This is a genomic window from Streptomyces sp. GESEQ-35 (genome assembly GCF_017948485.1).
In the GTDB taxonomy this organism is placed as follows: domain Bacteria; phylum Actinomycetota; class Actinomycetes; order Streptomycetales; family Streptomycetaceae; genus Streptomyces.
Genome location: NZ_JAFFSX010000007.1, coordinates 149,163 through 173,955 on the forward strand (window position 1 = coordinate 149,163; position 24,793 = coordinate 173,955).

16 protein-coding genes and 1 other RNA gene are annotated in these 24,793 nt (G+C 67.3%); 11 read left to right on the forward strand and 6 right to left on the reverse strand.

Annotation, left to right across the window (positions count from 1 at the left end; translation table 11 throughout):
* The first annotated feature begins 10 nt into the window (after positions 1 to 10).
* Entirely contained in the window at positions 11 to 1,132 is a 1,122-nt protein-coding gene (locus tag KCH87_RS16255; protein WP_210586799.1) for a bifunctional RNase H/acid phosphatase, read from the forward strand.
* On the opposite strand, the gene eda is transcribed toward KCH87_RS16255, so the two are convergent.
* Positions 1,107 to 1,742, reverse strand: coding sequence for a bifunctional 4-hydroxy-2-oxoglutarate aldolase/2-dehydro-3-deoxy-phosphogluconate aldolase (eda, locus tag KCH87_RS16260; RefSeq protein ID WP_210586800.1), 636 nt, complete (start codon positions 1,740 to 1,742; stop codon positions 1,107 to 1,109). The two genes, KCH87_RS16255 and eda, sit on opposite strands and share 26 nt — an antisense overlap.
* 205 nt (positions 1,743 to 1,947) lie before the next feature.
* Positions 1,948 to 2,730, reverse strand: coding sequence for a peroxide stress protein YaaA (yaaA, locus tag KCH87_RS16265; protein ID WP_210586801.1), 783 nt, complete (start codon positions 2,728 to 2,730; stop codon positions 1,948 to 1,950).
* A gap of 130 nt (positions 2,731 to 2,860) precedes the next feature.
* Between yaaA and KCH87_RS16270 the strand changes: the two genes are divergently transcribed.
* On the forward strand, positions 2,861 to 4,285 hold the full coding sequence (locus KCH87_RS16270) for an RNB domain-containing ribonuclease (RefSeq protein ID WP_210586802.1): 1,425 nt from the start codon (positions 2,861 to 2,863) through the stop codon (positions 4,283 to 4,285).
* Here the strand turns inward: KCH87_RS16270 and KCH87_RS16275 are convergent.
* Positions 4,233 to 4,850: a hypothetical protein gene (locus KCH87_RS16275; protein ID WP_210586803.1), complete on the reverse strand. Its 618-nt coding sequence runs from the start codon at positions 4,848 to 4,850 to the stop codon at positions 4,233 to 4,235. The genes KCH87_RS16270 and KCH87_RS16275 overlap by 53 nt on opposite strands.
* Positions 4,847 to 5,605, reverse strand: coding sequence for a MerR family transcriptional regulator (locus tag KCH87_RS16280; RefSeq protein WP_210586804.1), 759 nt, complete (start codon positions 5,603 to 5,605; stop codon positions 4,847 to 4,849). The genes KCH87_RS16275 and KCH87_RS16280 overlap by 4 nt, the downstream gene beginning before the upstream one ends.
* A gap of 153 nt (positions 5,606 to 5,758) precedes the next feature.
* Here KCH87_RS16280 and KCH87_RS16285 point away from each other — a divergent pair, with 153 nt between their 5' ends.
* From KCH87_RS16285 to rnpB, 3 genes are all read left to right on the forward strand, one after another.
* Complete coding sequence (locus KCH87_RS16285; protein WP_308298840.1) at positions 5,759 to 6,586, forward strand: AraC family transcriptional regulator; 828 nt, start codon at positions 5,759 to 5,761, stop codon at positions 6,584 to 6,586.
* Positions 6,587 to 6,605: 19 nt separating this feature from the next.
* A complete protein-coding gene (locus tag KCH87_RS16290; protein ID WP_247196303.1) occupies positions 6,606 to 7,553 on the forward strand; it encodes a DMT family transporter in 948 nt (315 codons plus the stop codon).
* Positions 7,554 to 7,571: 18 nt separating this feature from the next.
* Positions 7,572 to 7,975: RNase P RNA component class A (rnpB, locus tag KCH87_RS16295), an RNA gene on the forward strand.
* Between the two features lie 141 nt (positions 7,976 to 8,116).
* On the opposite strand, the gene KCH87_RS16300 is transcribed toward rnpB, so the two are convergent.
* The gene (locus KCH87_RS16300; protein ID WP_247196342.1) at positions 8,117 to 9,883 is read right to left on the reverse strand and encodes an NACHT domain-containing NTPase; all 1,767 of its coding nucleotides are present in this window, start codon (positions 9,881 to 9,883) and stop codon (positions 8,117 to 8,119) included.
* Here KCH87_RS16300 and KCH87_RS49070 point away from each other — a divergent pair.
* Positions 9,872 to 10,294: a hypothetical protein gene (locus tag KCH87_RS49070; RefSeq protein WP_247196373.1), complete on the forward strand. Its 423-nt coding sequence runs from the start codon at positions 9,872 to 9,874 to the stop codon at positions 10,292 to 10,294. The genes KCH87_RS16300 and KCH87_RS49070 overlap by 12 nt on opposite strands.
* A 99-nt stretch (positions 10,295 to 10,393) precedes the next feature.
* Here the strand turns inward: KCH87_RS49070 and KCH87_RS16305 are convergent, their stop codons facing one another.
* Positions 10,394 to 12,577, reverse strand: a complete 2,184-nt coding sequence (locus tag KCH87_RS16305) for a UvrD-helicase domain-containing protein (RefSeq protein WP_210586807.1) — start codon at positions 12,575 to 12,577, stop codon at positions 10,394 to 10,396.
* 50 nt (positions 12,578 to 12,627) lie between these two features.
* Here KCH87_RS16305 and KCH87_RS16310 point away from each other — a divergent pair, with 50 nt between their 5' ends.
* From KCH87_RS16310 to KCH87_RS16330, 5 genes are all read left to right on the forward strand, one after another.
* Positions 12,628 to 15,264 (forward strand): DUF262 domain-containing protein, encoded by a 2,637-nt coding sequence (locus tag KCH87_RS16310; protein ID WP_247196304.1) that lies wholly within the window; start codon positions 12,628 to 12,630, stop codon positions 15,262 to 15,264.
* A 146-nt stretch (positions 15,265 to 15,410) separates the two neighbouring features.
* The gene (locus KCH87_RS16315) at positions 15,411 to 15,914 is read left to right on the forward strand and encodes a DUF4365 domain-containing protein (protein WP_210586808.1); all 504 of its coding nucleotides are present in this window, start codon (positions 15,411 to 15,413) and stop codon (positions 15,912 to 15,914) included.
* Positions 15,911 to 17,110, forward strand: a complete 1,200-nt coding sequence (locus tag KCH87_RS16320; protein WP_210586809.1) for a hypothetical protein — start codon at positions 15,911 to 15,913, stop codon at positions 17,108 to 17,110. The genes KCH87_RS16315 and KCH87_RS16320 overlap by 4 nt, the downstream gene beginning before the upstream one ends.
* 172 nt (positions 17,111 to 17,282) lie before the next feature.
* On the forward strand, positions 17,283 to 20,531 hold the full coding sequence (drmD, locus tag KCH87_RS16325; RefSeq protein WP_210586810.1) for a DISARM system SNF2-like helicase DrmD: 3,249 nt from the start codon (positions 17,283 to 17,285) through the stop codon (positions 20,529 to 20,531).
* Positions 20,528 to 24,772 carry an Eco57I restriction-modification methylase domain-containing protein gene (locus KCH87_RS16330; protein WP_210586811.1) on the forward strand — a complete coding sequence of 1,415 codons (4,245 nt, stop codon included), beginning with the start codon at positions 20,528 to 20,530 and terminating at the stop codon, positions 24,770 to 24,772. Before drmD ends, KCH87_RS16330 begins: the two co-directional genes overlap by 4 nt.
* Positions 24,773 to 24,793 lie beyond the last annotated feature (21 nt).

Consider the following 24,793-nt stretch of genomic DNA (forward strand, 5'->3'; position numbering starts at 1 on the left):
GGCTTACGGCGTGCGGGAGTTCATCGTCGAGGCCGACGGCGGATCACGGGGCAACCCGGGGCCCGCGGGCTACGGGGCCGTGGTGTCGGACGCGGCGACGGGGGAGACGCTGGCCGAGGAGTCCGAGTACCTCGGCGTCGTGACGAACAACGTCGCCGAGTACCGGGGCTTGGTGGCGGGCCTGCGCGCCGCGCACGCCCTCGACCCGAGTGCTTCTGTTGACGTCCGGATGGACTCCAAGCTGGTCGTCGAGCAGATGTCGGGCCGCTGGAAGATCAAGCACCCCGACATGAAGCCGCTGGCCGCGGAGGCGGCGCGGGTGTTCCCGCCCGGGCGGGTGACGTACGAGTGGATCCCGCGGGAGATGAACAAGCACGCGGACCGGTTGGCCAACGAGGCGATGGATGCGGGGACTTCCGGCTCCACGCACGCTGCGAAGGCCGATGCCGACGTCCGTGCCGCGCGTAACGTGGCGACGCCGACTGTCGGTTGGGGTGCCGCCGACCTCGGTGCGCCCGCCACCTTCGTGCTGCTGAGGCACGGCGAAACGCCGCTGACGCCGCAGAAGCGTTTCTCGGGCAGTGGCGGTACCGACCCTTCGCTCTCCGACGTCGGCAGGGAACAGGCCGAGCGGGCGGCGGCCGCGCTTGCCCAGCGCGGGACGATCCAGGCCGTCGTCGCGTCCCCGCTCGCCCGGACCCGCGAGACCGCCGGAACCGTCGCCGCCCGTCTCGGCCTCGACGTCGCCATCGAGGACGGACTCATCGAGACGGACTTCGGCGCGTGGGAGGGCCTCACCTTCGCCGAGGTCCAGGAGCGCCACCCCGACGACCTGACGGCCTGGCTCGCGTCCCCGGATGCCGAACCGACCGGCGGCGGCGAGAGCTTCGCGGCGACCGGCGCCCGGATCGCCGCCACGAGGGACAAGCTGGTGGCGGCGTACGCGGGCCGTACGGTCCTGCTGGTCACGCACGTCACGCCGATCAAGACGTTCGTACGGCTCGCCCTCGGCGCCCCGCCCGAGTCCCTCTTCCGCATGGAACTCTCGGCGGCCTCGCTGTCGGCGGTGGCGTACTACGCGGACGGCAACGCCAGCGTCCGCCTCCTCAACGACACGTCGCATCTGCGCTGAGCGCCGCCGCCTCGCGGGCCAGCGACTCGATCCGCACCCAGTCCCGCGCGGCCACCGCATCCTCCGGCAGCATCCAAGTCCCGCCCACACAGCCGACGTTGGGCAACGCCAGGTACTCGGGAGCCGACGCGAGCCCGATCCCGCCGGTCGGACAGAACCGCGCCTGCGGCAAGGGCCCGGCCAGCGACTTCAGATAGGCCGTACCGCCGGCCGCCTGCGCCGGGAAGAACTTCATCTCCGTCACCCCACGCTCCAGCAGCGCCACCACCTCCGACGTGGTCGACACCCCCGGCAGGAACGGCACCCCGGACGCCCGCATCGCCTCCAGCAGTACGTCCGTCCAGCCCGGGCTCACCAGAAAACGCGCTCCGGCGGCTATGGACTCGTTCACCTGCTCCGGCGTGATCACCGTGCCGGCCCCGACCACCGCGTCCGGCACCTCCCCGGCGATCGCCCGGATCGCATCCAATGCGACCGGCGTCCGCAACGTCACCTCGATCGCGGGCAGCCCACCCGCCACCAGCGCCCGCGCCAGCGGAACGGCGTCGGCGGCGTCCTGCACGACGACCACGGGGACGACGGGGGCGAGATCAAGGATGGAGGCGCTCATGTCCCACATCGTGCCGTCGGGGAGCATCATGCGCAAAGGTCGTTGCGCATGATGCAATCGACGCCTGGTGTGGCCTGGCGAAGTCCGCTGCGGTCCGGCAGCGCCCCGAAGGGGCGCGGGGCTGTTTCAATATGCGGCTCCGCCGCGTGGGCGCGACAAGCCACGACGGGCCCGCAGTCGATCGACGGCACATCCCGCGGAGCGCTCAGTGAACCTCGTCCACCAGCACATCCAGCGCCCACGCCGCCCCCGCCTTCTTCGGCGGCTCGACCTCCACCACGTACCCGAGGTCCCGCAACGCCTCCACCAGCTCCGCCGGCCCCTTCGGTCCCACCCCGGCCGACAGCAGACTCCGTACGATCCGCCCCTTCGTCGCCTTATTGAAGTGGCTGACCACCTTCCGGGTCGGCGCATGCAGCACCCGCACGGTCGCCGTCCGCCCGGCGACCTCGCCCTTCGGCTTCCAGGCGGCCGCGTACGCGGCGGACCGCAGATCTAGCACCAGCCCGCTCCCGGCCACCTCGGGCAGCGCGTCCGCCATCGGTGTCCGCCAGTGCGTGCCCAGCGCCCCGAGCCCCGGCAGCTTCACGCCCATCGAGCAGCGGTACGAGGGAATCCGGTCCGTGACCCGGACGGCACCCCAGAGCCCCGAGAAGACCAGCAGGGAGCGTGCGGCACGCCGCTTCGCGGCCGCGTCGAGGGAAGCGAGCTCCAGGGCGTCGTACAGGACCCCCGTATAGATCTCCCCGGCGGGCCGCGCCCCCGCCGTCCGCAGCTCCGTGTTCTTGGCGACCTCGCCCCGCAGCCCCTCACTGAGCCCGAGTACGTCCCGTGCCTTGTCCTCGTCGGCGGCGCACAGCTCGACGAGTTCGTCCAGGACGGCGGCCCGTGATTCCTGGAGCGCGGGCAGCGACAGCGACTCGAGCTTCAGCGGGGCGCCGCGGCCGGAGGAGGCCTTGCCTTCAGAGGGCGGCAGCAGGACGAGCACGGGTTCTCCTTGTGTATGGGCTTCGCGACAGCGTACGGCGTGCTTGGGCGGGGCTCCGCAACGGAGTACGGCGTACTTCGGGAGGGCTCCACAACGGCGTACGGGCTGAATTGTGCCTAGGCTCAGTGGTATGCCCCGCCGCCACATCCGCGTGACCGGCGCCCCCGAAGCCCCCCTCCGGGCCGCCCTCACCGCGCTGCGTACCGAACTCGGCGTCTCCGAGCGCTTCCCGCCCGAGGCCGTACCCGCCGCCCCCACCCTCCCCGAGTACGACGCCACGGACATCCCCCTCTTCACCATCGACCCTCCCACCTCCACCGACCTCGACCAGGCGATGCACCTCTCCCGCAGGGGCACCGGCTACCGCGTCCGGTACGCCATCGCCGACGTCGCCGCCTTCGTCGTACCCGGGTCGCCGCTGGACGCCGAGGCCCACCGCCGGGTGACCACCCTGTACTTCCCGGACGAGAAGACCCCGCTGCACCCGCTGTCGCTGAGCGAGGGCGCGGCGAGCCTGCTCCCGGACCAGCCCCGTCCGTCGGCCCTGTGGACCATCGACCTCGACGCGGACGGCCGTACCGTCGCCGTAGACGTCCGCCGGGCCCTCGTCCGCAGCCGCGCCAAGCTCGACTACGCGGGCGTGCAGGGGCAGATCGACTCCGGTGCGGCAGAAGAGCCGCTCGCGCTGCTCAAGGAGATCGGCGAGGCACGGGAGCGCCTCGAAATCGAGCGCGGCGGCATCTCACTCAACGTGCCGGAGCAGGAGATCACCGAGCACGACCACACGTACGAGCTGAACTACCGGGCCCCTCTCCCCGCGGAAGGCTGGAACGCCCAGATCTCCCTGCTCACGGGCATGGCCGCGGCGGATCTGATGCTGGAGGGTGGCACCGGGGTGCTCCGCACCCTGCCGGCCGCTCCCGACGGCGCGGTCGGCCGCCTCCGCCGTACCGCCCACGCCCTGCACATCGACTGGCCGCACCACGTCTCGTACGCGACCCTCGTCCGCTCCCTCGACCCGCACCGCCCGCACCACGCGGCGTTCCTGTTCGAGTGCACGACGCTACTTCGCGGCGCGGGCTACACCGTCTTCCGGGACGGACTCCTGCCGGACATCACCACCCACTCCGCCGTAGCCGCCCCCTACGCCCACTGCACGGCCCCACTCCGCCGCCTGGCCGACCGCTACGCCTCCGAGATCTGCCTGGCGACGGTTTCCGGAGGTGCTGTGCCCGACTGGGTACTCGCCGCCCTCGACACCCTCCCCAAGGAGATGGCCGACGGCACGCGGCGCGCGGGCCAGGTCGAGCGCGCCTGCGTCGACATCGTCGAGGCGGCACTGCTCAAGGACCAGGTCGGCGACTTCTTCGACGGGTACGTGGTGGAGGTCGAGGAACGCCGACCCACGGTGGGGAAGGTCCAGTTGGAGTCCCCGGCGGTCGTAGCCCCCATCGAGAGCGCCATGGATCCCCTCCCCCTCGGCGAACGCCTCCGCGTCCGGCTCATCCAAGCGGATCAGGGAGCGGCTGCGAGGGTGCGGTTTGCACCTGCGTGACTGCTTGCCTGATTGCTTGTACGAGGGTGCTGGCGTCGTCGGCGTGGAAGCGGACGAGACGGATGTCCCGTCGGCGCCCGAAGAAGGTGAAGTGGGTGATGGGCTCGGTGAGTTCGAGGGTGACATCGGTCTGCGAGCCCACGGGGATGTCGAGTTCACCGTCGGTGCGCGTGTGCGTGATCCGCAACTCCCGTCGTACGGAGGCTATCTGGGTGACGGGGATGCGCAGATCGATGTGGGCGGCGTTACGGACGCGGAGTGAGCCCGAGTCGAGCACGTGGGGCCGTACGACCGAGGCGGCGTGCAGGCCGATGACGAAGACGATGGTGTAGACGTCCAGGATCAGCACCACGCCGTGCACGGTCGGCAGATTGCGCAACAGCACCGACATCATCACCGTCTCGATCACGCACACGAACGCGAACCCGAACATCATCGCGCCCTGCCCGCCCGCATACCCGAAGGCCTGCCCGCCGCCGATCCCGTGCCGCCGCCGGCCCACCCACATCGCGAGGCTCACGAGCAGTCGCAGCTCGTGCCGGGCGAGGGCGAGGACTGTCTTCATCGTTCCTCCCGGGTCACGATCCGCAGCGCACGGCGGATGGCCTCCGCCTGGGCCGGGGCGAAGTCGGCGTAGAAGGCGCGCAGGAAACTGTCGTCCTGATCGATATCGACGTCCGCGGGGAGCAGCTCGCGGGGGATGCAGTCGGCGAGGGCACGGGCGGCCTCGTCCACGCGTGGGTCGTCGGTGGGGGCATCGGCGAGGGCGTCGAGGAGTGCGTACACGGCGAGCACGCGCTCGGCGCCGGCCGGTGTGCCCAGAACGCCGCCGACCAGACTCATCAGCCGCGCCCGTTGCTCCGGGTCCGCCGTGGTCTCGATGAGCGCGAGCATCTCGCGGTCCTTGGCGGCCATGGGGGAGTCGTGCGGGATGTGGGCCATCTCGGCGAACAGCGCGGCCAGTTCCGGCGAGACGGGCCCTTCGGCGGGCAGGTCCTCCTCGGCGTCGAGCAGCGCGCGCAGCCGGGCCCGCCGCTCCCGAATGGCTTCCTCCTGCCGGGCAAGGTCCTCGTCGAGCTCGGTCAGCACCTCGACGAGGTCCCGCCCCGCGTCGTCCGCAAGGACATCCCGCACCTCCGACAGCCCGAGCCCCAGCTCGGTCAGCCGCCGAATCCGGGCGAGCACGACGGCGTGCCGCAGCGTGTAGTTCCGATAGCCGTTGGACAGCCGCTCCGGCTCCGGGAGCAGACCCAGGTGGTGGTAGTGCCGCACGGTCCGCGTGGTGACGCCGACGGCTGTGGCGAGTTCTCCGATCCGCATGGGTTCAGTAGAGACGTTGACGTTGCGGCAGGGTCAAGCGTGGGCCTGCGGCGCGTGTCAGGACGTACCGGGATGGGGGGGAGGGCCCCTCCTTCGAGCTGGAGCTGGACACGACGGACTCCCTCTGATCCCCTCGGCGTGAGGGGGTGCGAGGTGAGCACAGGTGAACATGCCCGCTGGACCAGGGCACGGCTGGGCCGCTGCGGGCCCCCGCTCGACCTGCTGACCGCCCGCTTCAACCGCCACGTCTACGCCCCACACGCGCACGAGGAATTCACGGTCGGCGTCTGCGTCGGCGGCGAGGAGGTCATCGACTACCGCGGCGGCCGCATTCGTCCGAGCCCGGGCTCCATCGTCGTACTGGCCCCCGGAGAGCCCCACACAGGCGGCCCGGTGGCATCCGACGGTTACGCGTACCGGGCCCTGTACGCCGAGCCGACCCTTCTCACGGAAGGCACGAGCGGCGGCATCCCGCACTTCCGAGAGCCGCTCCTGGACGACCCGGAACTGGCCGCCGCCCTCCACGCCGCGCACACGGATCTGAGCGCCTGCCCCGACCCGCTGGAGGCGGAATCCCGCCTCCCCTGGCTGCTCACGGCCCTGGCCCGCCGCCACTCCACGGCCCGCCCGACGGAGGACGCACTCCCCGGCGCGGACCACATAGCGCGGACGGTACGAGACCGCTTGGCCGACGAGCTACAAACCCCACCATCCCTGGCCGAACTGGCCGCGGAACTCGACCTCTCCCGCTACCAGCTCCTACGCGCCTTCCGCACGACGATGGGCATGCCGCCGTACGCCTGGCTGGCCCAGCACCGGGTACACCGGGCCCGACGCCTACTGGAGTGCGGGCTGCGACCGGCCGAGGTGGCGGGGATGGTGGGCTTCGCCGACCAGGCACACCTGACGCGCTGGTTCCGCCGGGTGCTCGGGGTGACGCCGGCGGCGTACCGCAACAGCGTTCAAGACGGCAGACGCTGAGGCGACTGAGACTGCGCGCATGACTGCACGCGGCTGGATGCTGTTCTCGATGATGAGCGTGGTGTGGGGCATCCCGTACCTGTTGATCAAGGTGGCGGTGGATGCGGACCTGTCCCCGTCGGTGGTGGTGTTCACGCGGTGTGCCCTGGGCGCGGCGCTCCTTCTGCCCTTCGCGTTGCGGCAGGGCGGACTGACCTGGACGGTTCGTGCGCACTGGCGCCCGATGCTTGCCTTCGCGTGCATCGAGATCATCGGCCCGTGGTGGACCTTGACGGACGCGGAACGTCATCTGTCCAGCTCGACGGCGGGTCTGCTGATCGCGGGCGTACCGATTGTGGGGGTCGCTCTGGCGCGCTTCTTCGGGGCGGGGGAGCGGCTAGGGGTGCGGAGGGTGGCTGGCCTGACGCTGGGTTTGGCGGGGGTCGCGGTCCTGACCGTCCCGCACCTGACGGGCGGCGATGCGCGGTCGTTGGGGGAGGTGCTGCTGACGGTGCTGGGGTATGCGACGGCGCCGTTGATCGCGGCGAGGTGGCTGAGGGAGGTCCCGTCACTACAGCTGACGGCGCCGTGCTTGGCGCTGGCGGCGGTGGTGTATGCGCCGGCGGCGGCGGTGAGCTGGCCGTCTTCGGTCCCGTCGGTATCGGTGCTGGTGTCTCTGGCCGCCCTGGGGGTGGTGTGCACGGCGGTGGCATTCGTCGCCTTCCTGGAGCTGATCAAGGAGGTGGGGCCGACGCGGGCGACGGTTTTCACGTACGTGAATCCGGCGGTGGCGGTGGGGGCGGGGGCGGTGTTCTTGGACGAGCGGCTGACGATGGGGATCGCGGCGGCGTTCGCGTTGATCCTGACGGGGTCGGTGCTGGCGACGGCGGCGGCCGGACCGAGGAAGGCTGCACGCCCGGTGCTGCGTCATCCCGGGGGACAACCCCCAGACCCCCGGCCGGACAAAGGCGAAGCTCGCGCCCGGTAACATGGTCGACACGGCAGACGAGCCGGGCGGACGGCCGCGTGGAGGTTCCTATGGACCTCCCCGAGGAACGTCCGGGCTCCACAGGGCAGGGTGGTGGCTAACGGCCACCCGGGGTAACCCGCGGGACAGTGCCACAGAAAGCAAACCGCCGGGGACCTCGGTCCTCGGTAAGGGTGAAACGGTGGTGTAAGAGACCACCAGCGCCTGAGGCGACTCAGGCGGCTAGGTAAACCCCACCCGGAGCAAGGTCAAGAGGAGCGCCGTAAAAGGCGCTCTGCGCGGACGTTCGAGGGCTGCCCGCCCGAGTCCGCGGGTAGACCGCACGAGGCCGGCGGCAACGCCGGTCCTAGATGGATGGCCGTCACCCCGGGCTCCGTGAGGAACCCGGGGAACAGAACCCGGCGTACAGCCCGACTCGTCTGCCGGCCACTGCCGCCCGAAAACCCGAGTGACAATGACCTACGGGGTGTGCCGCCCGTTGATCACGCGCGGCATTGGCCGGGCTGACCGCACTCTCCACGGCGCTCGGCGTCCCTGCTTGATCATGCTGTGGGGCGGATGTCTCATGACGTATCGGCGAGATGCTGCTGAAGTTCGACATGGCGGAACTCGTACGAACCGCCGACCTGCCGCAGTACACCTCGTCGGTGCGCGTCTTCCAGGAACGCAAGCAGGCGGAAGGGGGTTCGTCCGAGAAGTCCATACCACAGGCAGGCCAGGGCGAAGGGGCCGCAAGCGGTTCGGAAGAGGGCTGCGGCGACGCCGATCGAACCGCCGATTGCCGCGATCGGGGCCAGGAATAGCAGGGCAGCCGCCAACATGTCGCCGACGGCGACTGCTGCTGGCAATGGCTCGCCGAAACCAATCAAGAACCCAAGGAGCAGCGCCACGACGAGAGTCAGGGCCAGGCTCCAGCTCGTGGCGTAGGTCAGGAACGTACGGAGATCCTGCCGCAGCAGGGTGCGAGGGGTAACCGGACGGTCCAGGTCGGCTGTGCGCGGACTCCACGAGAACGCCGCTCCACCGACCAGCGCGAAGAGGACGCTGCAGACAACGTATGGCATCGGTGCGAACTCCAGGGAACCAGCCTGTACTTGGGATTCTGTTATGCCGGCTCCAGCCAGAGCGCCGACTGCGGCGGCGACCCAGCGCCAGCGCCAGCGCAGGCCAGCGGCAGGAGTGCGGCTGAGCGAGAGCTCGCTGAGGATGGAGCGGGTGAGCAGGGAGATGAGGGTGAACATGATCGTGGTGGCGATGAGGGCCTTCGGGCTGGTCGTGCTGACTAGGAGCCAAGGTGTGCCGAGTGCCAGGGCGAGACACCACTTGACGCGGTTGCGGGCCCGGGAGGTGGGACGGAGGAGCCGCCACCACGAGAGGTCCGTCCCCGCGCCGACAACGTCCTCCGTATTCCGCCGGTGGCGAGCGAGGAATCGCAGTGTGCGGTCGGCCGTGGCAGCCGACCACTGGGGGCGGTCACCCGTATCCGTACTGCGGTATACGGCCGGTATGAATGCGGTGAACAGGTGCGCACGTATGGTGTCTTCGCTGGGAAAGCGCTGGTGTTCGCAGAGATCGGCGGGGGCTGGAGTCGCGCCGTCACCCATCCTCCGCGCATAGACGGTACGACACAGGAAGAGCGTCAGCGGTGTGCTCAGGGCGCGGCCGACGGGTGTGTCCGTACCGAGGTGGGCGCACAGCTGGTCCCAGTCCCCGTCCTTCTGGCGCAGGTACTGCTCGGCCTGACGCGGAGCCACCGGCTGGAGGGTGATGCCAGCGGCCCCGTTGAGCTTCAGACGTACCCCGTCGGCGCCGTTCACCGCCGTTCGGTACTCGGCCGGGCGGCTGGCGAGGATCAGCGGACGTCCTGCCCTCAGGATGCCGTTGATCATCCGCAGCACATTGGTACGTGCCCCTGCAGGCAGTTCGTCGAATCCGTCCAGGACCGGGATGACCAAGCCCTCCCTCAACAGGGCTTCGGCCCGGTTCGCTTCTTTCCTGAAGCCGGGCGGCGCGGTTTCCCCCAGTGTCGGTTCGAGGCCAACCAGGTAGGAGGCCATCCAGGCCTCCAGCCCTGGTCCCATGCGGGGCCAACTTCCCAGCGGGAAGCGTATGCGGACGGCGCCGCCGGCCTCACGCTCAGCGAGCTTGCCCTGCACCAGCCGCTCCAGGAGCACGGTCTTTCCGGATCCGCCATTGCCTAGCACCACGAGTCGGCCGGTGGGAACATGCTCGCGCAGAACGGTCCCCAGGGAGGCACCCTCGCCCGCGAGAGTGTCCGTCGCTGAGTCCGGACCGCTCGTATGCACGGGGACGGGCCAATGGGCAGCCATGGTGCGAATGGCGGGCAGGTCGTCGGTCAGCCCGTCGTTCTCAGCGTGCCACGCGACGGACAGGGCGTAGTCGTCGTTGAGACGGTGGAGATCCTCGGCGGCTTCCCCCAGCTGGCGAATGCGCCGGGCGAGCGTGTCAGCGGCTTCGGTGAGTGGTCGGTCCCGGTTTACGTCCCGGCTGCTGGCGAGTGGCGTCCAGAGCGCCACGAGAAGGGCGGCGAGGCCGATGAAGAGCCCGAGACGTGCGGCAAGAGCCTCGTCGTCGATTCCGTCCGCGTAGCCCTTGTATGCCCACATGGCAGAGGCCAGACAGGCGGCGGCGGTTGGTGCACAAGCGAAGAGCAGTCCCGGTTGTCTTCTACGCATGCCAGTGATGTTGCCAGTTCGTTCGATCCTCCCCGGGGACTGTGACGTCTTCGGCAGTCACTTCGTGTGGGCCTCGACCTGTGCCGGAGCGGGCTGCGCCATCTCGCAGGCGCCCGTTCGCGCTCTCGCCTGGCGGAGTGGCAGTCACCCGGCGTCGGCTACGGCGAGAAACGGGCTAGGGTTGCCGTGCCACGAGACACGCAGTGCCTCACGTGCCCGGGTGCAAGCGACGAAAAGTAGGCTCAACTCGCCCAGCAGGTCCTCTCGGTGCTGCTGAGAGTCGATCTCCTCCGCGGTGACCGCGCTCCGCATGGGTACTACCCCGGCATTTACCCCGGCGACGGCCATACAACGGAACTCCAGGCCCTTCATTCGGTGCATCGTCCCGATACGGACCCCGTCTCCTGCGGCTGATGACGTGCCAAGAACGGTTGCAGGCAGCCCAACTTGTCCCAGGGACTGTGCGATGTCCTTGCCCAGTTGAATGAAGCGAACGGCGACCCCGATTTCGCGCGGTGCCACACCGGCTTTGACCCAATCTTCAATCTGCGCAACCAGACCTGCGATCTCTTCAGGTTTGTTACCGGAGCCGCTAGTCTGCGGCTGCGCACCATGAAAGGTGGATCGATACCCGGTGAGTACTTCGTCCCCGCCGTCCATGTCGTCGACCCGCTCTCCGATAAGGAGGGCCATGGACCAGGCCAGGATTTCCTGAGTGGTGCGGTAGTTGATGCGCAGACGGGTTGACCGCCCGGTCACTGAAATTCCGAGGCTGCGCAACGACACCTTGTTTCCGTAGATCCGCTGATGGGTGTCACCTGCGATGAACAGGTCGTCTGGCCCTGAGGACACCAGAGCTCGCAGCAGCAGCCACTGTGCTGGGTGAAGATCCTGTGCTTCATCAATCACCACATGCCGGTAGGGGCGTGCAGCGCCTTGTCCATCAAGGAGACGAGCAGCCTCTGAGCACACTTGGAGGAAGGTCCACTCATCCGCCTGGCGCAGCTCGTTGTTGAAGGCATCGATCGCACGCCATACCTGAGCACGCTTCAATGGGCCGAGGGCAGCGCCACGTCCACTGCGCGACGCTTTGAGGTAAGCCTCGGGGGAGCGCAGGTCCTGCGCGAGGACGACGTGCCGCCACTCCTGGTCGAGGAAGACATCGGTGAAATCGATGGCGAGTCGACGGGCGATGCGTGCCCAGCGCGCGGTGATTTCTTTCTGGTCCGTGACGATCTTCAGAGGGGCTTTGTGAGTTGCGCGCACGATTTCGTTGGCTAGCGCGTCCACATTGACGACACGGATCTTCCTCCGTAATTCCTCATCGGGAATCAGTAGTTCAAGGCTGTTCCGGAGGTCGGTGGCGAGATCGCGGGTGTAGGTGGTCAGCAAGATCGATTCGTCCGCGGCGCCCCTCGGTAGCTGCCTTGCAAGGTGCAGCGCGCGATGCAGGGCAACCACGGTCTTCCCTGTTCCCGGACCACCGATAACACGGGCGGGTCCGTTGTACGTGGACCGGTAGGCCACCCGCCGCTGACTTGGGTGAAGGAAGACCCGCCACGCATCGAAGGGCTTGGCGAGAATCTCCATGAGCTCGTCGGGCCCGGAGACAAGGGCGATCCTTCCCTGCGAGCGGGCCATGGCTACAGACAGCTCGTCGTCACCCAACGGCGGAGCCGACTCGTCACCACCCGCAGCGACGCTGACCTGTTGGGTGACGCTCGGAGAAGAGCGCTCCAGTTGGATCTGGACCACTTCCCGCCACACGTCCTCTGGTTCCATTCCGGCGGCGAGGCCGGCCAGGACGTCGTGTTGTTGCTCGGGAAGGATTTTCTGCAGCGCATCGAGATGGGCTTCGGTGCCGAGATGCCTCACGAGAGGCAGGAGGTCGGCATCGATCCCCAGTCGGATCAGGTCCGTATCGCTGACGTGTCCGAAGAGGCGATTGGCGTCCGGCGAGGTGAGGTGCTGTACACCGGCGGTCGCACGTTCCAGGGCGACGTCGTTGCGCAGTTCGATGCCCTGAGTCGCGGAGTTGATGGTGGCGCGGTGCTTGACGGCCCAGGCGATCGCGTCGTCATGTGGCATGACCTTGAGCAACAGGAAGCTGTCCCCGGACTCGGGAGCGAGGACTACGCCGCGCATGAACTGGTTGATGCGGATGGTCCGGATGCGGGGGTCACGGGCCTTCTCGAGCTTTTCGAGATGCAGTCCGGCGTGGCGGTGCGCCTGGAATTTGTCGAACACTTCATGGACGCGCCTTTGGACCGGTTTCTCCAACTTGGCGAACTCCATCAGGAAGTCCTTGTGGATTCCCAGCGTCGCCATCAGCGCCCCCGCTCGTGCGGTCCGTCAGTTCTCCTGATCACCGTACCCGGATGGGGAAGAATGGCGGCCTGGTCCGGTACACCTTGGGGGAGAACAAGCGCGTGCATGCTCAAGAGACCACGTTCAGCAAGCTCGTTCAGGGCGAGAAGCAGTTCCAGGTTCCGCTGTACCAGCGCACCTACAGTTGGCAGCGGGAGGAGCTGCAACAACTGTGGGACGACGTACTGGAGCTGGTCGAAGACCAGTTGGAGGGCAGGCCGTCTGCGGCTCACTTCCTGGGCTCCGTGGTGCTGGCGCCGGGGCGGATCACCGCGGGTGGCATGCAGCGCTGGCTCGTTGTTGACGGTCAGCAGCGGCTCACCACGTTGATGCTCGCCTTCACGGCATTGAGGGATCGTCATCGGGAGCGGGGCACGGACAAGAAGGCCGCCCGGATCCACGATCTCCTGCTCGTTAACAGCTACCGGGATGGAGAAGACCACTACCGTCTGTTGCCGACGCAGGCGGACCGGGACGCCTTCACCGCTTGTGTCGAATCTTCGCCGAAGGCTGGCGGACCCGGAAACGTGGGCGGCGCTTACCGATTCTTCCTGGGAGCGCTCGCCGCGGGCGAGGAGAGTGGCGGCGAGGTGTGGACGGACGCCGTGGAGACAGCGCTGAGCAGTCTGCTGTCCATCGTCGAGATCACTGCGGCCGAGGGTGACAACGTCTACCGGATCTTCGAGTCGATCAACAACACCGGCGTGGGCCTGAGCCAGAGTGACCTGCTGCGAAACTACCTCTTCATGTGTTTGCCGACCCGTGGCGAGTCCGTGTACCGCAACCTTTGGCTGCCTATGCAGGAGCAGCTCGGCCCGGAGAATCTCGAACTGCTCGTCTGGCTCGACCTGGTCGTGGGCGGCAACAGTCGGGCCAAGCAGAGCGAGATCTACCGTGACCAGAAGAAGCGTCTGGAGCCGTTGAGCGGCAATGAGACGGCGCTGCAGGCTGCCATCGACGCGCTTGCTCAGCGAGCCGGACGACTGAAGCGGATCCTGGAGCCCGAGCTTGAGAGGGACCCGGAGCTGCGGGAAGTGCTGGAGAGGCTCACGCGGTGGGGCGGCCAGACCCACTACCCTCTCGCTCTTCATCTGCTCGACCTGGTCGACGCCGGTCAAGCCACGGCGCATGAGGCGGCACAGGCGTTGGCGTACGCCGAGAGTTACATGGTGCGACGGCTGTTCGCCGGGTTCTCCACGACCGGCAGCAACCGAGTTTTCATGGAGATTCCCAAAGAGCTGGAGAAGGAGCTGGGCAAGGACGGCTTCCCGGCAGAAGCCGTACGCCGGTTTCTGTCGAGGAACAAGACGGGAGCGCGGGCCTGGCCAGGAAACGAGGCTGTCCGGGAGGCGATCCGAACCCGGCCGTTCTACAAGTTCGGACGGAGCAACCAGCGGTTCCAGGTCCTTCGCAGACTGGAAGAGAGCTACCGTCCGAGCGAGCCGGTCGACTACGCCAAGGCGAAACTCACGGTGGAGCATGTGCTGCCGCAGAGTCCCGCACAGCAATGGTTCGAATTGCTCGCCGAGGAGGCCGAGGACGGCCAGAGCCCCGACGAACTGCATGCGCTGCTCGTTCACACGCTGGGCAATCTGACGCTCTCCGCCGACAACGCACGGCTCTCGAACCACCCCTTCCGGCGCAAGCAGGAAATCCTCGACTCCAGTGCTCTGCGCATGAACCAGGGGATCGCCGCGCAGGAGCGGTGGGGCAGAGCGGAAATCCTCACGCGCGCCGATGAACTGGCCGAACGGGCGGTGCAGTTGTGGCCCGGTCCCATCGAAGGCATGGTTCACGCCGACGACGAGTGGGTCGGCTGGAAGGAGCTGAGGGCCGCGCTCCTGGCCATGCCTGCGGGGACGTGGACTACATATGGGGACGTCGCCGCGCTGATCGGTACCCATGCCGTTGCAGTGGGCAGTCATCTGGCGTCCAACGCGGGACTGCACGGTGCTTACCGAGTCCTGACAGCCGATGGCCGTATCTCGGAAGGTTTTTACTGGGCCGCCGATGGCCAGTCAGCGGACCCGCAGACTCTCCTGGAAGCAGAGGGCGTCCCTTTCGACGATGCGCGTCGCGCTCGTCGGTCTCATCGGCTGACCACCGCAGACCTGGCCACTCTCCTCGGCAAGGAGGTCGTCGGCGATACCCCGCCGACTCACGATCTGGACGAGGAACAGCAGGCAGCCGCCGGCCGTTTCGAAGCACAACTGCGCGACAACCAGACCCCGGAGACAGCCAAGGGCGTAGGAGACGCATTGCGGTTCTGGGAACAGCAGGGCGGCTATCGCGCCTACGGCAAGGCAAGCGAGACGAGTTGCCTTCCCACTCTCGATGCTGGCAACGCTCTGGAATCTCGGCGGCTATGGCCGTTGGCGATCTATCCGGTCACGGGCACAGTCGAGGCTGTCTTCGAGCATCTGAAGCGGCGGCAGCCCTTCGACGACGAGCCTCTGCGGCGCGAGCTGATGGCCAGGCTGAACAAGGTCGATGGGATCGATCTCGCTGAGGCGAAGTTGGACCTGCGTCCCTCCTTCCCGGTGGAGGTCTTCGCTGGCCGCAGCGACGAGATCTGTGTGGTTCTGGAATGGTTCGTGCACACAGTGGCCTTGGCGGAGGCCCGACGGCCGATGCCGGCCGATGACTGATCCGCCATGGTCTGACACCAGCGGCTGGCCGGAACTCGACCTTTCTGGAAGATCATTGCTCGAGTAACCTGCGCGGACAGTGAACGGTGTGTCACTCCGGGCGTGGGGCGCGTGACGGGTGGTCTGCGACTGGAGCGCGGGGGCGCATGGAGCTCAACAACCACCAGGGCTGGTACGGGGAGACGTTCGTGGCGGCCATAGCCGCCGCGGCCGGTTTCCAAGTGGCTGTGCCCTACCCGGACATCGGCAAGGACCTTATTCTCGGCCGGGACCACGAGATGCCGGAACGGGATGTCCAGATCGCCCTCCAGGTGAAGTCCCGTCGAGTCGGTGAGTTCACCCCTACCGACTCCGGTTTCAAGATCTCCCTGCCGATTGAGCAGTTCAAGAGGCTGCGGGGCCGTAGGCAGGTTCCGTGCTACCTGGTGATGGTGGTGGTCCCCGCCGATCCGCAGAAGTACATCCGCCTCGATGAACAAGCTCTGGTCCTCCACCACTCGGCGTTCTGGCTGTCGCTGGAGCACCACTCCATGCCGGTCCAGGAGGAGCAGAAGACCCTCACTGTCACTGTGCCGCGCGACAATCTGCTCACAGTCGATGCTCTGCACGACTTCTTCGACCTTGCGTGCGAGGGGGTGCCCGTGCCATGACAGCAGTCGGAGTGCCCGAGCACGAGTTGGAGCGGCTGCGTCCGCGGGATGTGGCGCACTACTTACGCAGCAGAGGATGGACACCGGGCAGCCAGATCCGCTACAGCCGCCGCTGGGAGCTGGAATGGGGAGGGCAACGCCACCGTGTGCTCCTCCCTCTGGACAGTGACCTCGCTGACTACGCGGACCGGATGGCAGAACTGATCGGTGCGCTGTCCGCCACGGAGGGGAGGCCGCCGTCTGTCGTTCATCAGGACCTGACGCTGACCGGCCTTGACGTGCAGTACATCAGGACCATGCCGCGCACACCGTCGGGCACGATCCCGGTGCAGGACGGTGTGCTGGCCGTGACCAGCGCCCGGGATCTGCTGATGGCCGCGGCCTGCGACACGGTCGCGGAGGAGCACCGCCTTGTGCAGCCGCGACGCAAGCCACAGAGAGCGAAGGACTTCGTGGAGAGCGCGCGATTCGGCCCCAGCGCTCCGGGAAGCTACATCTTCACGGTCCAAGTACCCCTGCCCGAAGCCACATCGGAAGGGTCGCTCTTCGAGGATGTCCCCGAATTGGACGTGGCGCCCGAGCCGTTCGGCCGTCAAGTGTCGCGAAGGATGTACGAGGCGGTGACAGCTGCACGTACAGCGGCCGATCGAGCGGCGGTGGCAGACGACTCCGCCCCTTTCTCGGAGGGGGTGGAGCAGGGCATTTCCGCCGACCTGTGTGAGGCTCTGGCCGGAATCGGTGGCCAGGACCCCCGTAGCTCCCAGCCGGGAAACGGCAATCGCCAGGTAGGGCACGGCTTCTCGCTCGACTTCGCCTGGTCGCCACGTTGGCCGGTGCCGTACGAGAGTTCAGTTACGGAATTCCCTCAACGCCTCGTGTCTGTGTTGCGGGAAGGCGCCCAGGACCTGCGGCGCCAGGAACCGGACCGGGGCGTCACCATCGTCGGCCGTCCGACCAAGCTCAAGCGTGTCGCTGACTTCGGGCCCGGCGAGGTCACAGTGGAGGGCCGGCTGATGAAGGAAAACGGAGACCTCGTCGGCCAGCAGCGCCAGATCCACCTTCACCTCACGGAAGAGGACTACGACCGAGCGACCGATGCCCACCGCACCCGGCGTGACCTGAAGATCGAGGGCGATCTCACTCGGCGCGGAAACTTCCACGAGCTGATCAACCTGACCGGCTTCGACGTGCTGTGACGAACCCTGTACTGCCCGTGTCAGCCGGTGCCACAGTAGGCGCAGTGATTTGGGCCCGGGCAGGGAGCGCCCGGGCCCCGTCCGGGTGCGTGTTTGAATTGCTGTGTTTGACGGGATTCGCCCAGGCCGACGCGGTATCGGGCCAGGGCGGTGTGAGGAGCGCGGAAAGCCGATGACGACATCGTCGACCACCGACCTGGCGGGAGTGGCACAGCGGGCGGTCCGCCGCCGTGGCGATGCCCAGGACCCGACGGCAGTCCCCGAGATCAGCGACCTGGTCGAGGTTCGGGGCCAGCGCTGGGTGGTGGCCGACGTGGACCTCGGCGAGTCGGCGAAGCCTGACGGTGGCGCAAGCCGGGGCACCACACTTGTCACGCTCAATAGCGTCGAAGACGGCCGCTACAACGACACCCTCTCGGTCATCTGGGAGGTCGAGCCGGGGCGGCGCAGGCTGCCTGCTGGCTCCCTCCCCGATGTGACCGCCGGAGGCTTCGACCCTCCCGAGCGCCTCGCCGCTTTCCTCGACGCGGTCCGCTGGTCGGCCGTGACTTCTGCGGACGTACGCACACTCCAGGCGCCGTTCCGCTCCGGTGTCGCCGTGGAGCCGTATCAGCTGGAGCCCGTCTCCCGAGCCGTCGCCGCCCCGCGCGTGAACCTGCTCCTCGCTGACGACGTCGGTCTCGGCAAAACCATCGAGGCGGGTCTCGTCGCCCTGGAGCTGATCCTCCGGAACCGCGCCCACAAGATCATGATTGTCTGCCCGGCCGGCCTGACCGTGAAGTGGCGTGACGAGATGGCCGAGAAGTTCGGCCTGGACTTCACGATCATCGACTCCGAGCGCAGCGCCGAGGTGCGCCGCAGCCACGGCAGCGCGGCCAACCCTTTCAACATTTACCCGCAGTGCATCGTCAGCCTGCCCTGGCTGCGCGGCCCCAAGGCGCAGCGCCTGCTCGCCGAAGTGCTCCCCACCGAGGACACCGACGCGACCACTCCCACGAAGCGTGTCTTCGACCTGCTCATCCTCGACGAAGCGCACCATGTCGCACCCTCCGCGCCCAAGCAGCTCTACCCCGTCGACTCCCAGCAGACCAAGCTGATCCGCCGCCTCGCGCCCCACTTCGAGCACCGGCTGTTTCTGTCGGCCACCCCGCACAACGGCTACCAGGAGTCGTACACCGCCCTCCTGGAGATCATCGACAGCCAGCGCTTCGCCCGCGGCGTGGAGCCTGACCCGGCAGCGGTCAAGGACACGGTCGTACGTCGTCTCAAAACCGACATCCGAGAGCCTGACGGAACCCGTCGCTTCCTGGAGCGCACGACCGTCGCCCTGCCTGTCGAATACACCGACGACGAACGCCGCATCCACGGCCTCCTCAAGGACTACGCACAGCTGCGCCGCGCCAAGCTCGGCACCCGGTACAAGGGCGGCCGCAAGGCCGCCGACCTGGTCACGTTGCTACTGAAGAAGCGGTTGTTCTCGTCCCCGGACGCCTTCGCCCGCACCATCGCCGTCTACCTGGACACCCTCGGCACGAAGAAGCAGCAGGCGGCCGAGGAGATCGAGGAATGGCAGGAGACCTTCTTCGCCGACTACGCGGACTACGACGACGAGCCGCTCGCCGAAGCCGAGGACGACGCCATCGCCCGCGCCACCACACTCCAGCCGAGCACCGACAACGATGAGGCCGACCTCCTGGAGCAGATGCAGGAGTGGGCACAGCGCCACCAGGCCCAGGCCGACTCCAAGGCGCGCGAACTCATCGACTACGTCAAGGCGGTGTGCCTGCCCGACGGCAAGCACTGGACCAACGAACGCGTCGTGGTCTTCACCGAATACCGCGACACCCAGATCTGGCTCCAGAACCTGCTGCGTGACCACGGACTCGGCGGCGACCGCGTGGCCCTCCTCCACGGCGGCATGAACACCGACGACCGTGAGCAGCTGCGCCTCGCCTTCCAGGCCGAGCCCGCCGAGAACGAGGTACGCATCCTCCTCGCCACGGACGCGGCCAGCGAGGGCATCGACCTCCAGCGGCACTGCCACCGCCTGGTCAATTACGACATCCCGTTCAACCCCAACAAGCTGGAACAGCGCATCGGCCGCATCGACCGTTACGGCCAGCGCACCGCCCCGGAGATCGTCCACTTCATCGGCAGCGGCTACGAGAAAGCAGCCGACAACTACGAGGCCGACCTCGAATTCCTCGCCCGCGTCGCCAACAAGGTCGCACGCATGGAAGAGGACCTCGGCAAGGTCAACGCCGTCCTCGCCGACGCCGTACAGCGCAGGATGACCGGAGACCTCGGTGCCGACTTCGACGTCGAGCGGGCTGAGGCATACGCGGGCCGCAAGGCCAAACGCGGCGGCAATGTGACCGCCGAGCGCGACGTCCAGGCACAGGCCCAGCGCCTGAAGGATCAGGTTGACGCCACCGTGAGCACGCTCGGCATCACGCCACCGAGGGTCGCGCGAGTGGTCTCCACAGCCCTTCCTCTCGCCCGCCAGCAGGACATCACCCCTGTCATCGACGACCGGGAATTCGCTCCGGGCTTCTACGAAGTCCCCACGCTCACCGGCTCATGGGAGCGCGCCAGCCAGGGACTCGCAGACAAGCTGCGCCCGGAGATCCAGCGCCCCATTACGTTCGACGCGCAAGGCGCCAAGGGCCGCGACGACGTGGTCCTTGCCCATCTCGGCCACCCCCTGGTCACCATGTCCACGCGCCTGCTCCGTGCGGCTGTGTGGAACAAGGACCAGACCGGCCTGGCCCGGGTGGCCGCCGTTGTCAGCGACCACCCAGAGCTGGAGACCACCCTCGTAGGTGCCTTCGCTCGCTTCGTGCTGGTCGGCGCGGACGGCGTACGCCTCCACGAGGAGGTCCTCCAGGCGGGAGGCTGGCTCCGCGACGACGAGACGTCAGCCGGCTCGGTCCGCTTCAACCGCCTTGAGAAAATCACCACGTTGCGCGAGATCCTCGACAACGCACTCGCTGACTCAACCAAGGCTTCCACGCTCCTCGAGCGCCGGCTGACCGATGCCTGGCCTCACGTGAGCGAAGCCCTGGTCTCCTCTCTCGAATGGCGCGCCCGCAACCGCCAGACCGCGCTGGAGGGCCGCCTCGAAAACCGCCGCCGTGAGGAGACGGAGCGCATCGCCGCCAACATCGACGCCTTCCGCGCCTCGCTGCGCGCCGCCATCGGCAAACCGGCCGAGGAGGAGGAAGGTCAGCTGGAGCTCATCTTCGACGAGGCCGAGCAGCAGCGCCGAGACCGCGAGAACTGGGCGAAGCGGCTCGATGCCCTGGAGACCGAGAAGGAACGCGAGTTCGCCTCGATCGCCGCGCGCTACGCCCAGCCCAAACCGCTGCTGTTCCCCGTCGCCGTCGTCTTCGTCGTTCCCCGCCGGGAGGCCGTGAAGTGAGCACCACCGTCCGTACGAACCACGGCCGCGGACGCGCCCGCAGCGGGGCACCGCTGCCGGACGGCAGGCAGCAGCACCTGGACTGGCTGAGCCTGGTAGACGTGTCGGGACCGTTCCTGACGCTGCCCGTGCTGCTGAGGACCTGGCAGCAGCTCGACTCCATCGACAAGCCGATGCGTGCGCGGCTGCGGTATGAACACGGTGTCTGGCTGTCCGACCAGGAGACGGGGCAGGAGGCGTGGATCCACTTCCTTCTGAGTGAACTCCTGGGCTGGGGCGATGCGTTGGGGCAGGGTGCGGGGCTGACCGATGCCCTCGCCGTCGATGTCCCGGAGCATGACGAGCGTGTCGCGCCGACGTTCGCGCTACTCGACCCTGGGGTGGAGGGGGAAGGGGACGACACGGCCGCGCTCGTGGCTGGCACTTCGATGCTCGGTCTGACGGTCCCGGCCGGACAGCACCCTGCCCGCCGCATCCCGGACTCACCCTGGTCGGCCACCCCGATCGACCGCATGGCCCACCTGTGCCGTCACCACGGTGTGGAGCTGGGCCTGGTGACGGACGGCCGCTGGTGGGCCCTCGTGTGGGCACCGCGCGGCGGCGTCGCCACGTCGGCCGTTTTCGACACGGTGGCCTGGACGGAACAGGCCGAGCGCGTGGTGGTACGAGCCTTCGTGTCGCTCCTGAATCGGCGCCGCTTCTTCTCCGTCGAGGACGACCAGATGCTGCTCCCGCTGCTGCGGGAGTCCCTGGACAACCAGGAAGACGTGACGGACGCTCTCGGCGTCCAGGTCCGCCAGGCTGTCGAGCTGTTGGTGGAGGCGATCGGCCGGGCCGATATCAGCGAGCGCGCAAAAGGGGGCAGGGGTCTCGCCGACGTCCCCGCGCAGGAGGTCTACCGGGGCGCGGTCGCCATCATGATGCGGGTGGTGTTCCTGCTGTTCGCAGAGGAGCGCGGCCTACTCCCGAGCGACAACGAGCTGTATACGCAGGCGTATTCGGCAAGCCGCCTCGCCGAGGAACTGGAGCGGCGGGCCAGGGAGACCACCGAGGAGGACCTGGAGCAGACGAGGGCAGGCTGGCATCGGCTGATTGCCTTGTTCAACGCGGTGTACGGGGGAGTGGAGCACCCCAAGCTCACCATGCATGCGTACGACGGCTCGATCTTCGACCCGAACGCCTACCCCTGGTTGGAGGGGCGCGGAACGGGTGAGGACGACCCGAGCGATCCCCTGCCGATCGACGACCGGACTGTCCTGCACATGCTCCAGTCGGTGCAGCATGTCTTGATCGGTGTAGGCAAGAAGCGGGAACGGCGGCGACTGACGTTCCGGACGCTGGACGTCGAACAGATCGGTTACGTGTACGAGGGCTTGCTCTCGTATCAGGGGCGGCGGGCCGAAGACACGGTTGTCGGGCTGGTGGGGAAGCCGGGGCTTGAGGCGGAGGTGCTGCTCTCATGGCTTGAGGCGAAGGCGGCCGGTGTCCAGGAGCCGGCGGACCTGGGGGCGCTCCTGGCGGACGAGTACAACAAGACGACAGGGCTGGGCAGTGCGGCCAAGGTCGCCAAGTCGCTTGCCCCGCTGAGTGATTCGGAGCGCGAGGCCGCGCGGCGCAAGTTGCTCGCCGCGACGGGCGGCGACGCGGAGCTGACGGAGCGGCTGCTCCCGTTCTACGGGATCATCCGGCGTGATCTGCGGGACCTGCCGGTAGTCATCCGGCCGGGCGCGCTTTACGTCACAGAATCCGCACTCCGGAAGAACACGGGCACGCACTACACGCCCAAGTCCCTTGCGCAGAAGGTGGCGGATGGGGCGCTGGAGCCGCTGGTGTACGAGGCCGAGCATGGGCCGCTGGCGACCTCTGACCGTTCGCAGTGGCGGCCGAAGTCGTCGACCGAGCTGCTGAAGCTGAAGGTCGCGGACATCGCGATGGGCTCGGCGGCATTCCTAGTCGCTGCTTGCCGGTACCTCGCCCATTCCTTGGTCGAGGCGTGGGCCCGGGAGAGGGATGCGCGGGCTATCGCGTATCTGGAGGCGGCGCGGTCGCTTTCTGCTTCTGCGGTGGACGCGGAGGCCGACCCGGTGATGGTCGAGGCACGGCGACAGGTTATTGAGCATTGCTTGTACGGGGTCGACATCAACCCGATGGCTGTGGAGATGGCCAAGCTGTCGCTGTGGCTGGTGTCCATGGACCCGGAGCGTCCCTTTACGTTCCTGGACGACCGGCTGGTGGCGGGGGATTCGCTGCTGGGGATCACATCTGTGGAGCAGTTGGAGGCCATGCATTTGGATCCGGTGCGGGGGCGTCGGATTCATGGGGATGGGATCGACTTCACGGGGGGTGTGCGGCGGCTGGTGCGTGAAGTCGCCGATGAGCGGAGGAAGCTGGCGGGAATTCCAGGAGCTGGGCTGGAGGAGCTGGTGGAGAAGCGGGCGATTCTGGCTTCTGTGCGGAAGAAGACTCGGCACGCCGGGGTGTTTGCGGATTTGGTGGTGGGGGCGGCCATGGCGGGGGCTGGACGAGGGGAGAAGGAGCGGGATCAGCTGGCGTTTGAGGCGGTTACGGCGGCTCATGCGGTGGTTGATGCGCAGGATGACGAGGTGGTGGCTGCGGGGCGGTTGGGACTGGCTGAGGGGCTTGCGCAGGGGTGGCTGGCTACGGGGCAGCCGGAGGGAGGGTTTGATCGGGAGCCTGTGCATTTGCCGCTGGCTTTTCCTGAGGTTTGGGAGGAGCGGGGCGGCTTTGATGCAGTGGTGGGGAATCCGCCATTCCTGGGGGGCACAAAGATCAGTGGCTCCATGGGGGTGTCATATTTCAGATTTCTCGGCGAATGGATCGCCGGAGTTAAGGCTGATCGGTGCGATCTGGTTGGGTACTTTGTTCTGCGAATTGACAGCTTGCTCAATGAAGCAGGGCAAGTGGGTGTGGTGGCAACAAACTCATTGGCCCAGACAGATACCCGGAAAGCCTCCATTGGTCGGCTAGCGTCCGACGGGTCGGTAATTCGAGCTGCAGTAAAGAGTGAGCCTTGGCCGTCGAAGTCTGCCATGCTCGAATATTGCGCTGTATGGTTGAGCAGAGCTCCAGTCGCAGATGGTGTCGTCAGAATATTGGACGGTGTCGAGGTTGTCGCGATCTCCCCGTCTCTAACTCCGGAGAGCAGAGCCGAGGGAGAGGCCCATCAGCTCGTAGCCAACCGTGGGATCTCATTCGAAGGATCGAAACTTACGGGAATGGGTTTCGTTCTGACGGAAGAGGCGGCAAACCAGCTGTTGAAGGCAGATCCTAAGAATCATTCTGTCCTCTACCCGTATTTGGTTGGAGACGACGTCGGGAAACGTTCAGATGGAAGTGCGAGTCGCTGGGTTATCAATTTTCACGACTGGTCGATTGAGCATGCTCAACAATATGGTGACGTCTTCCGTATTGTCGAGAGTGAAGTGAAGCCCGAGAGGCAGAGGCGCAAGTCGGACGGTTCTTACGTATTGCGTAAGCCCTTGCCTGAGAGGTATTGGCAGTATGCGGATAAGCGCCCGGCGATGGTCAAGGCTATTAGTGGACTGTCGCGCGTAATCGTCATTATTAAGCACAGCAAGACGGTGATGCCGGTAATGGTGCCGACTGGGCAAGTTTTTTCGCATGCACTAGCTGTCTTTGCGGCAGACGATTTGGCGCTTCTCGGCTTGCTGAGCAGTGCGGCACACTACTGGTGGGTGGTTGAGCACGGATCGACTCTTGAAACCCGGATTCGATATACCGCTTCCGACGTGTTCGAAACTTTCCCTCGCCCGGAATACACCCAAGATCTGCGGGATTTGGGCGCTCAGTTGGACACTCGCCGTGGTGAAGTCATGCGCACTCGTGGCGGCCTCACGGTCACCTACAACCTTGTCCACGATGAGACCTGCACGGATCCGGATATCACTGAACTCCGCGCCATTCACCGGGCCATCGATGAAGAAGTAGCCCGCGCGTACGGCTGGCAAGATCTCCTTGGCCAGCCCAGCAGCCTTGACCACGGCTTCCATGACACCCGCCAAGGCCCCCGGTGCACCGTCGGCCCCGTCGTTCGCCAGGAGATCCTCGACCGTCTCCTCGAAGAGAATCAGCGCCGCTACCAGGCCGAGGTCGACGCGGGCCTGCACGCCAAGAAGCAGCCCAAGGAGTCCATCCCGGCCATGGCCAAGAAGGCGGCTCGCCCCAAGCCTCCCGCCGAGGAGCCCCCGGGCCTCTTCTGACCTCACCTCAACAAAGCTGTG

Excerpts from the sequence above, each read along its gene's own strand:
- KCH87_RS16320 (WP_210586809.1), top strand. The coding sequence starts at position 15,911 with ATGACAGCAGTCGGAGTGCCCGAGCACGAGTTGGAGCGGCTGCGTCCG.
- KCH87_RS16300 (WP_247196342.1), bottom strand. The coding sequence starts at position 9,883 with ATGGCTGCCCATTGGCCCGTCCCCGTGCATACGAGCGGTCCGGACTCA.
- KCH87_RS16315 (WP_210586808.1), top strand. The coding sequence starts at position 15,411 with ATGGAGCTCAACAACCACCAGGGCTGGTACGGGGAGACGTTCGTGGCG.
- KCH87_RS16290 (WP_247196303.1), top strand. The coding sequence starts at position 6,606 with ATGACTGCACGCGGCTGGATGCTGTTCTCGATGATGAGCGTGGTGTGG.
- KCH87_RS16275 (WP_210586803.1), bottom strand. The coding sequence starts at position 4,850 with ATGAAGACAGTCCTCGCCCTCGCCCGGCACGAGCTGCGACTGCTCGTG.
- KCH87_RS16270 (WP_210586802.1), top strand. The coding sequence starts at position 2,861 with ATGCCCCGCCGCCACATCCGCGTGACCGGCGCCCCCGAAGCCCCCCTC.
- eda (WP_210586800.1), bottom strand. The coding sequence starts at position 1,742 with ATGAGCGCCTCCATCCTTGATCTCGCCCCCGTCGTCCCCGTGGTCGTC.
- KCH87_RS16305 (WP_210586807.1), bottom strand. The coding sequence starts at position 12,577 with ATGGCGACGCTGGGAATCCACAAGGACTTCCTGATGGAGTTCGCCAAG.
- KCH87_RS49070 (WP_247196373.1), top strand. The coding sequence starts at position 9,872 with ATGGGCAGCCATGGTGCGAATGGCGGGCAGGTCGTCGGTCAGCCCGTC.
- KCH87_RS16310 (WP_247196304.1), top strand. The coding sequence starts at position 12,628 with ATGGGGAAGAATGGCGGCCTGGTCCGGTACACCTTGGGGGAGAACAAG.
- KCH87_RS16280 (WP_210586804.1), bottom strand. The coding sequence starts at position 5,605 with ATGCGGATCGGAGAACTCGCCACAGCCGTCGGCGTCACCACGCGGACC.
- drmD (WP_210586810.1), top strand. The coding sequence starts at position 17,283 with ATGACGACATCGTCGACCACCGACCTGGCGGGAGTGGCACAGCGGGCG.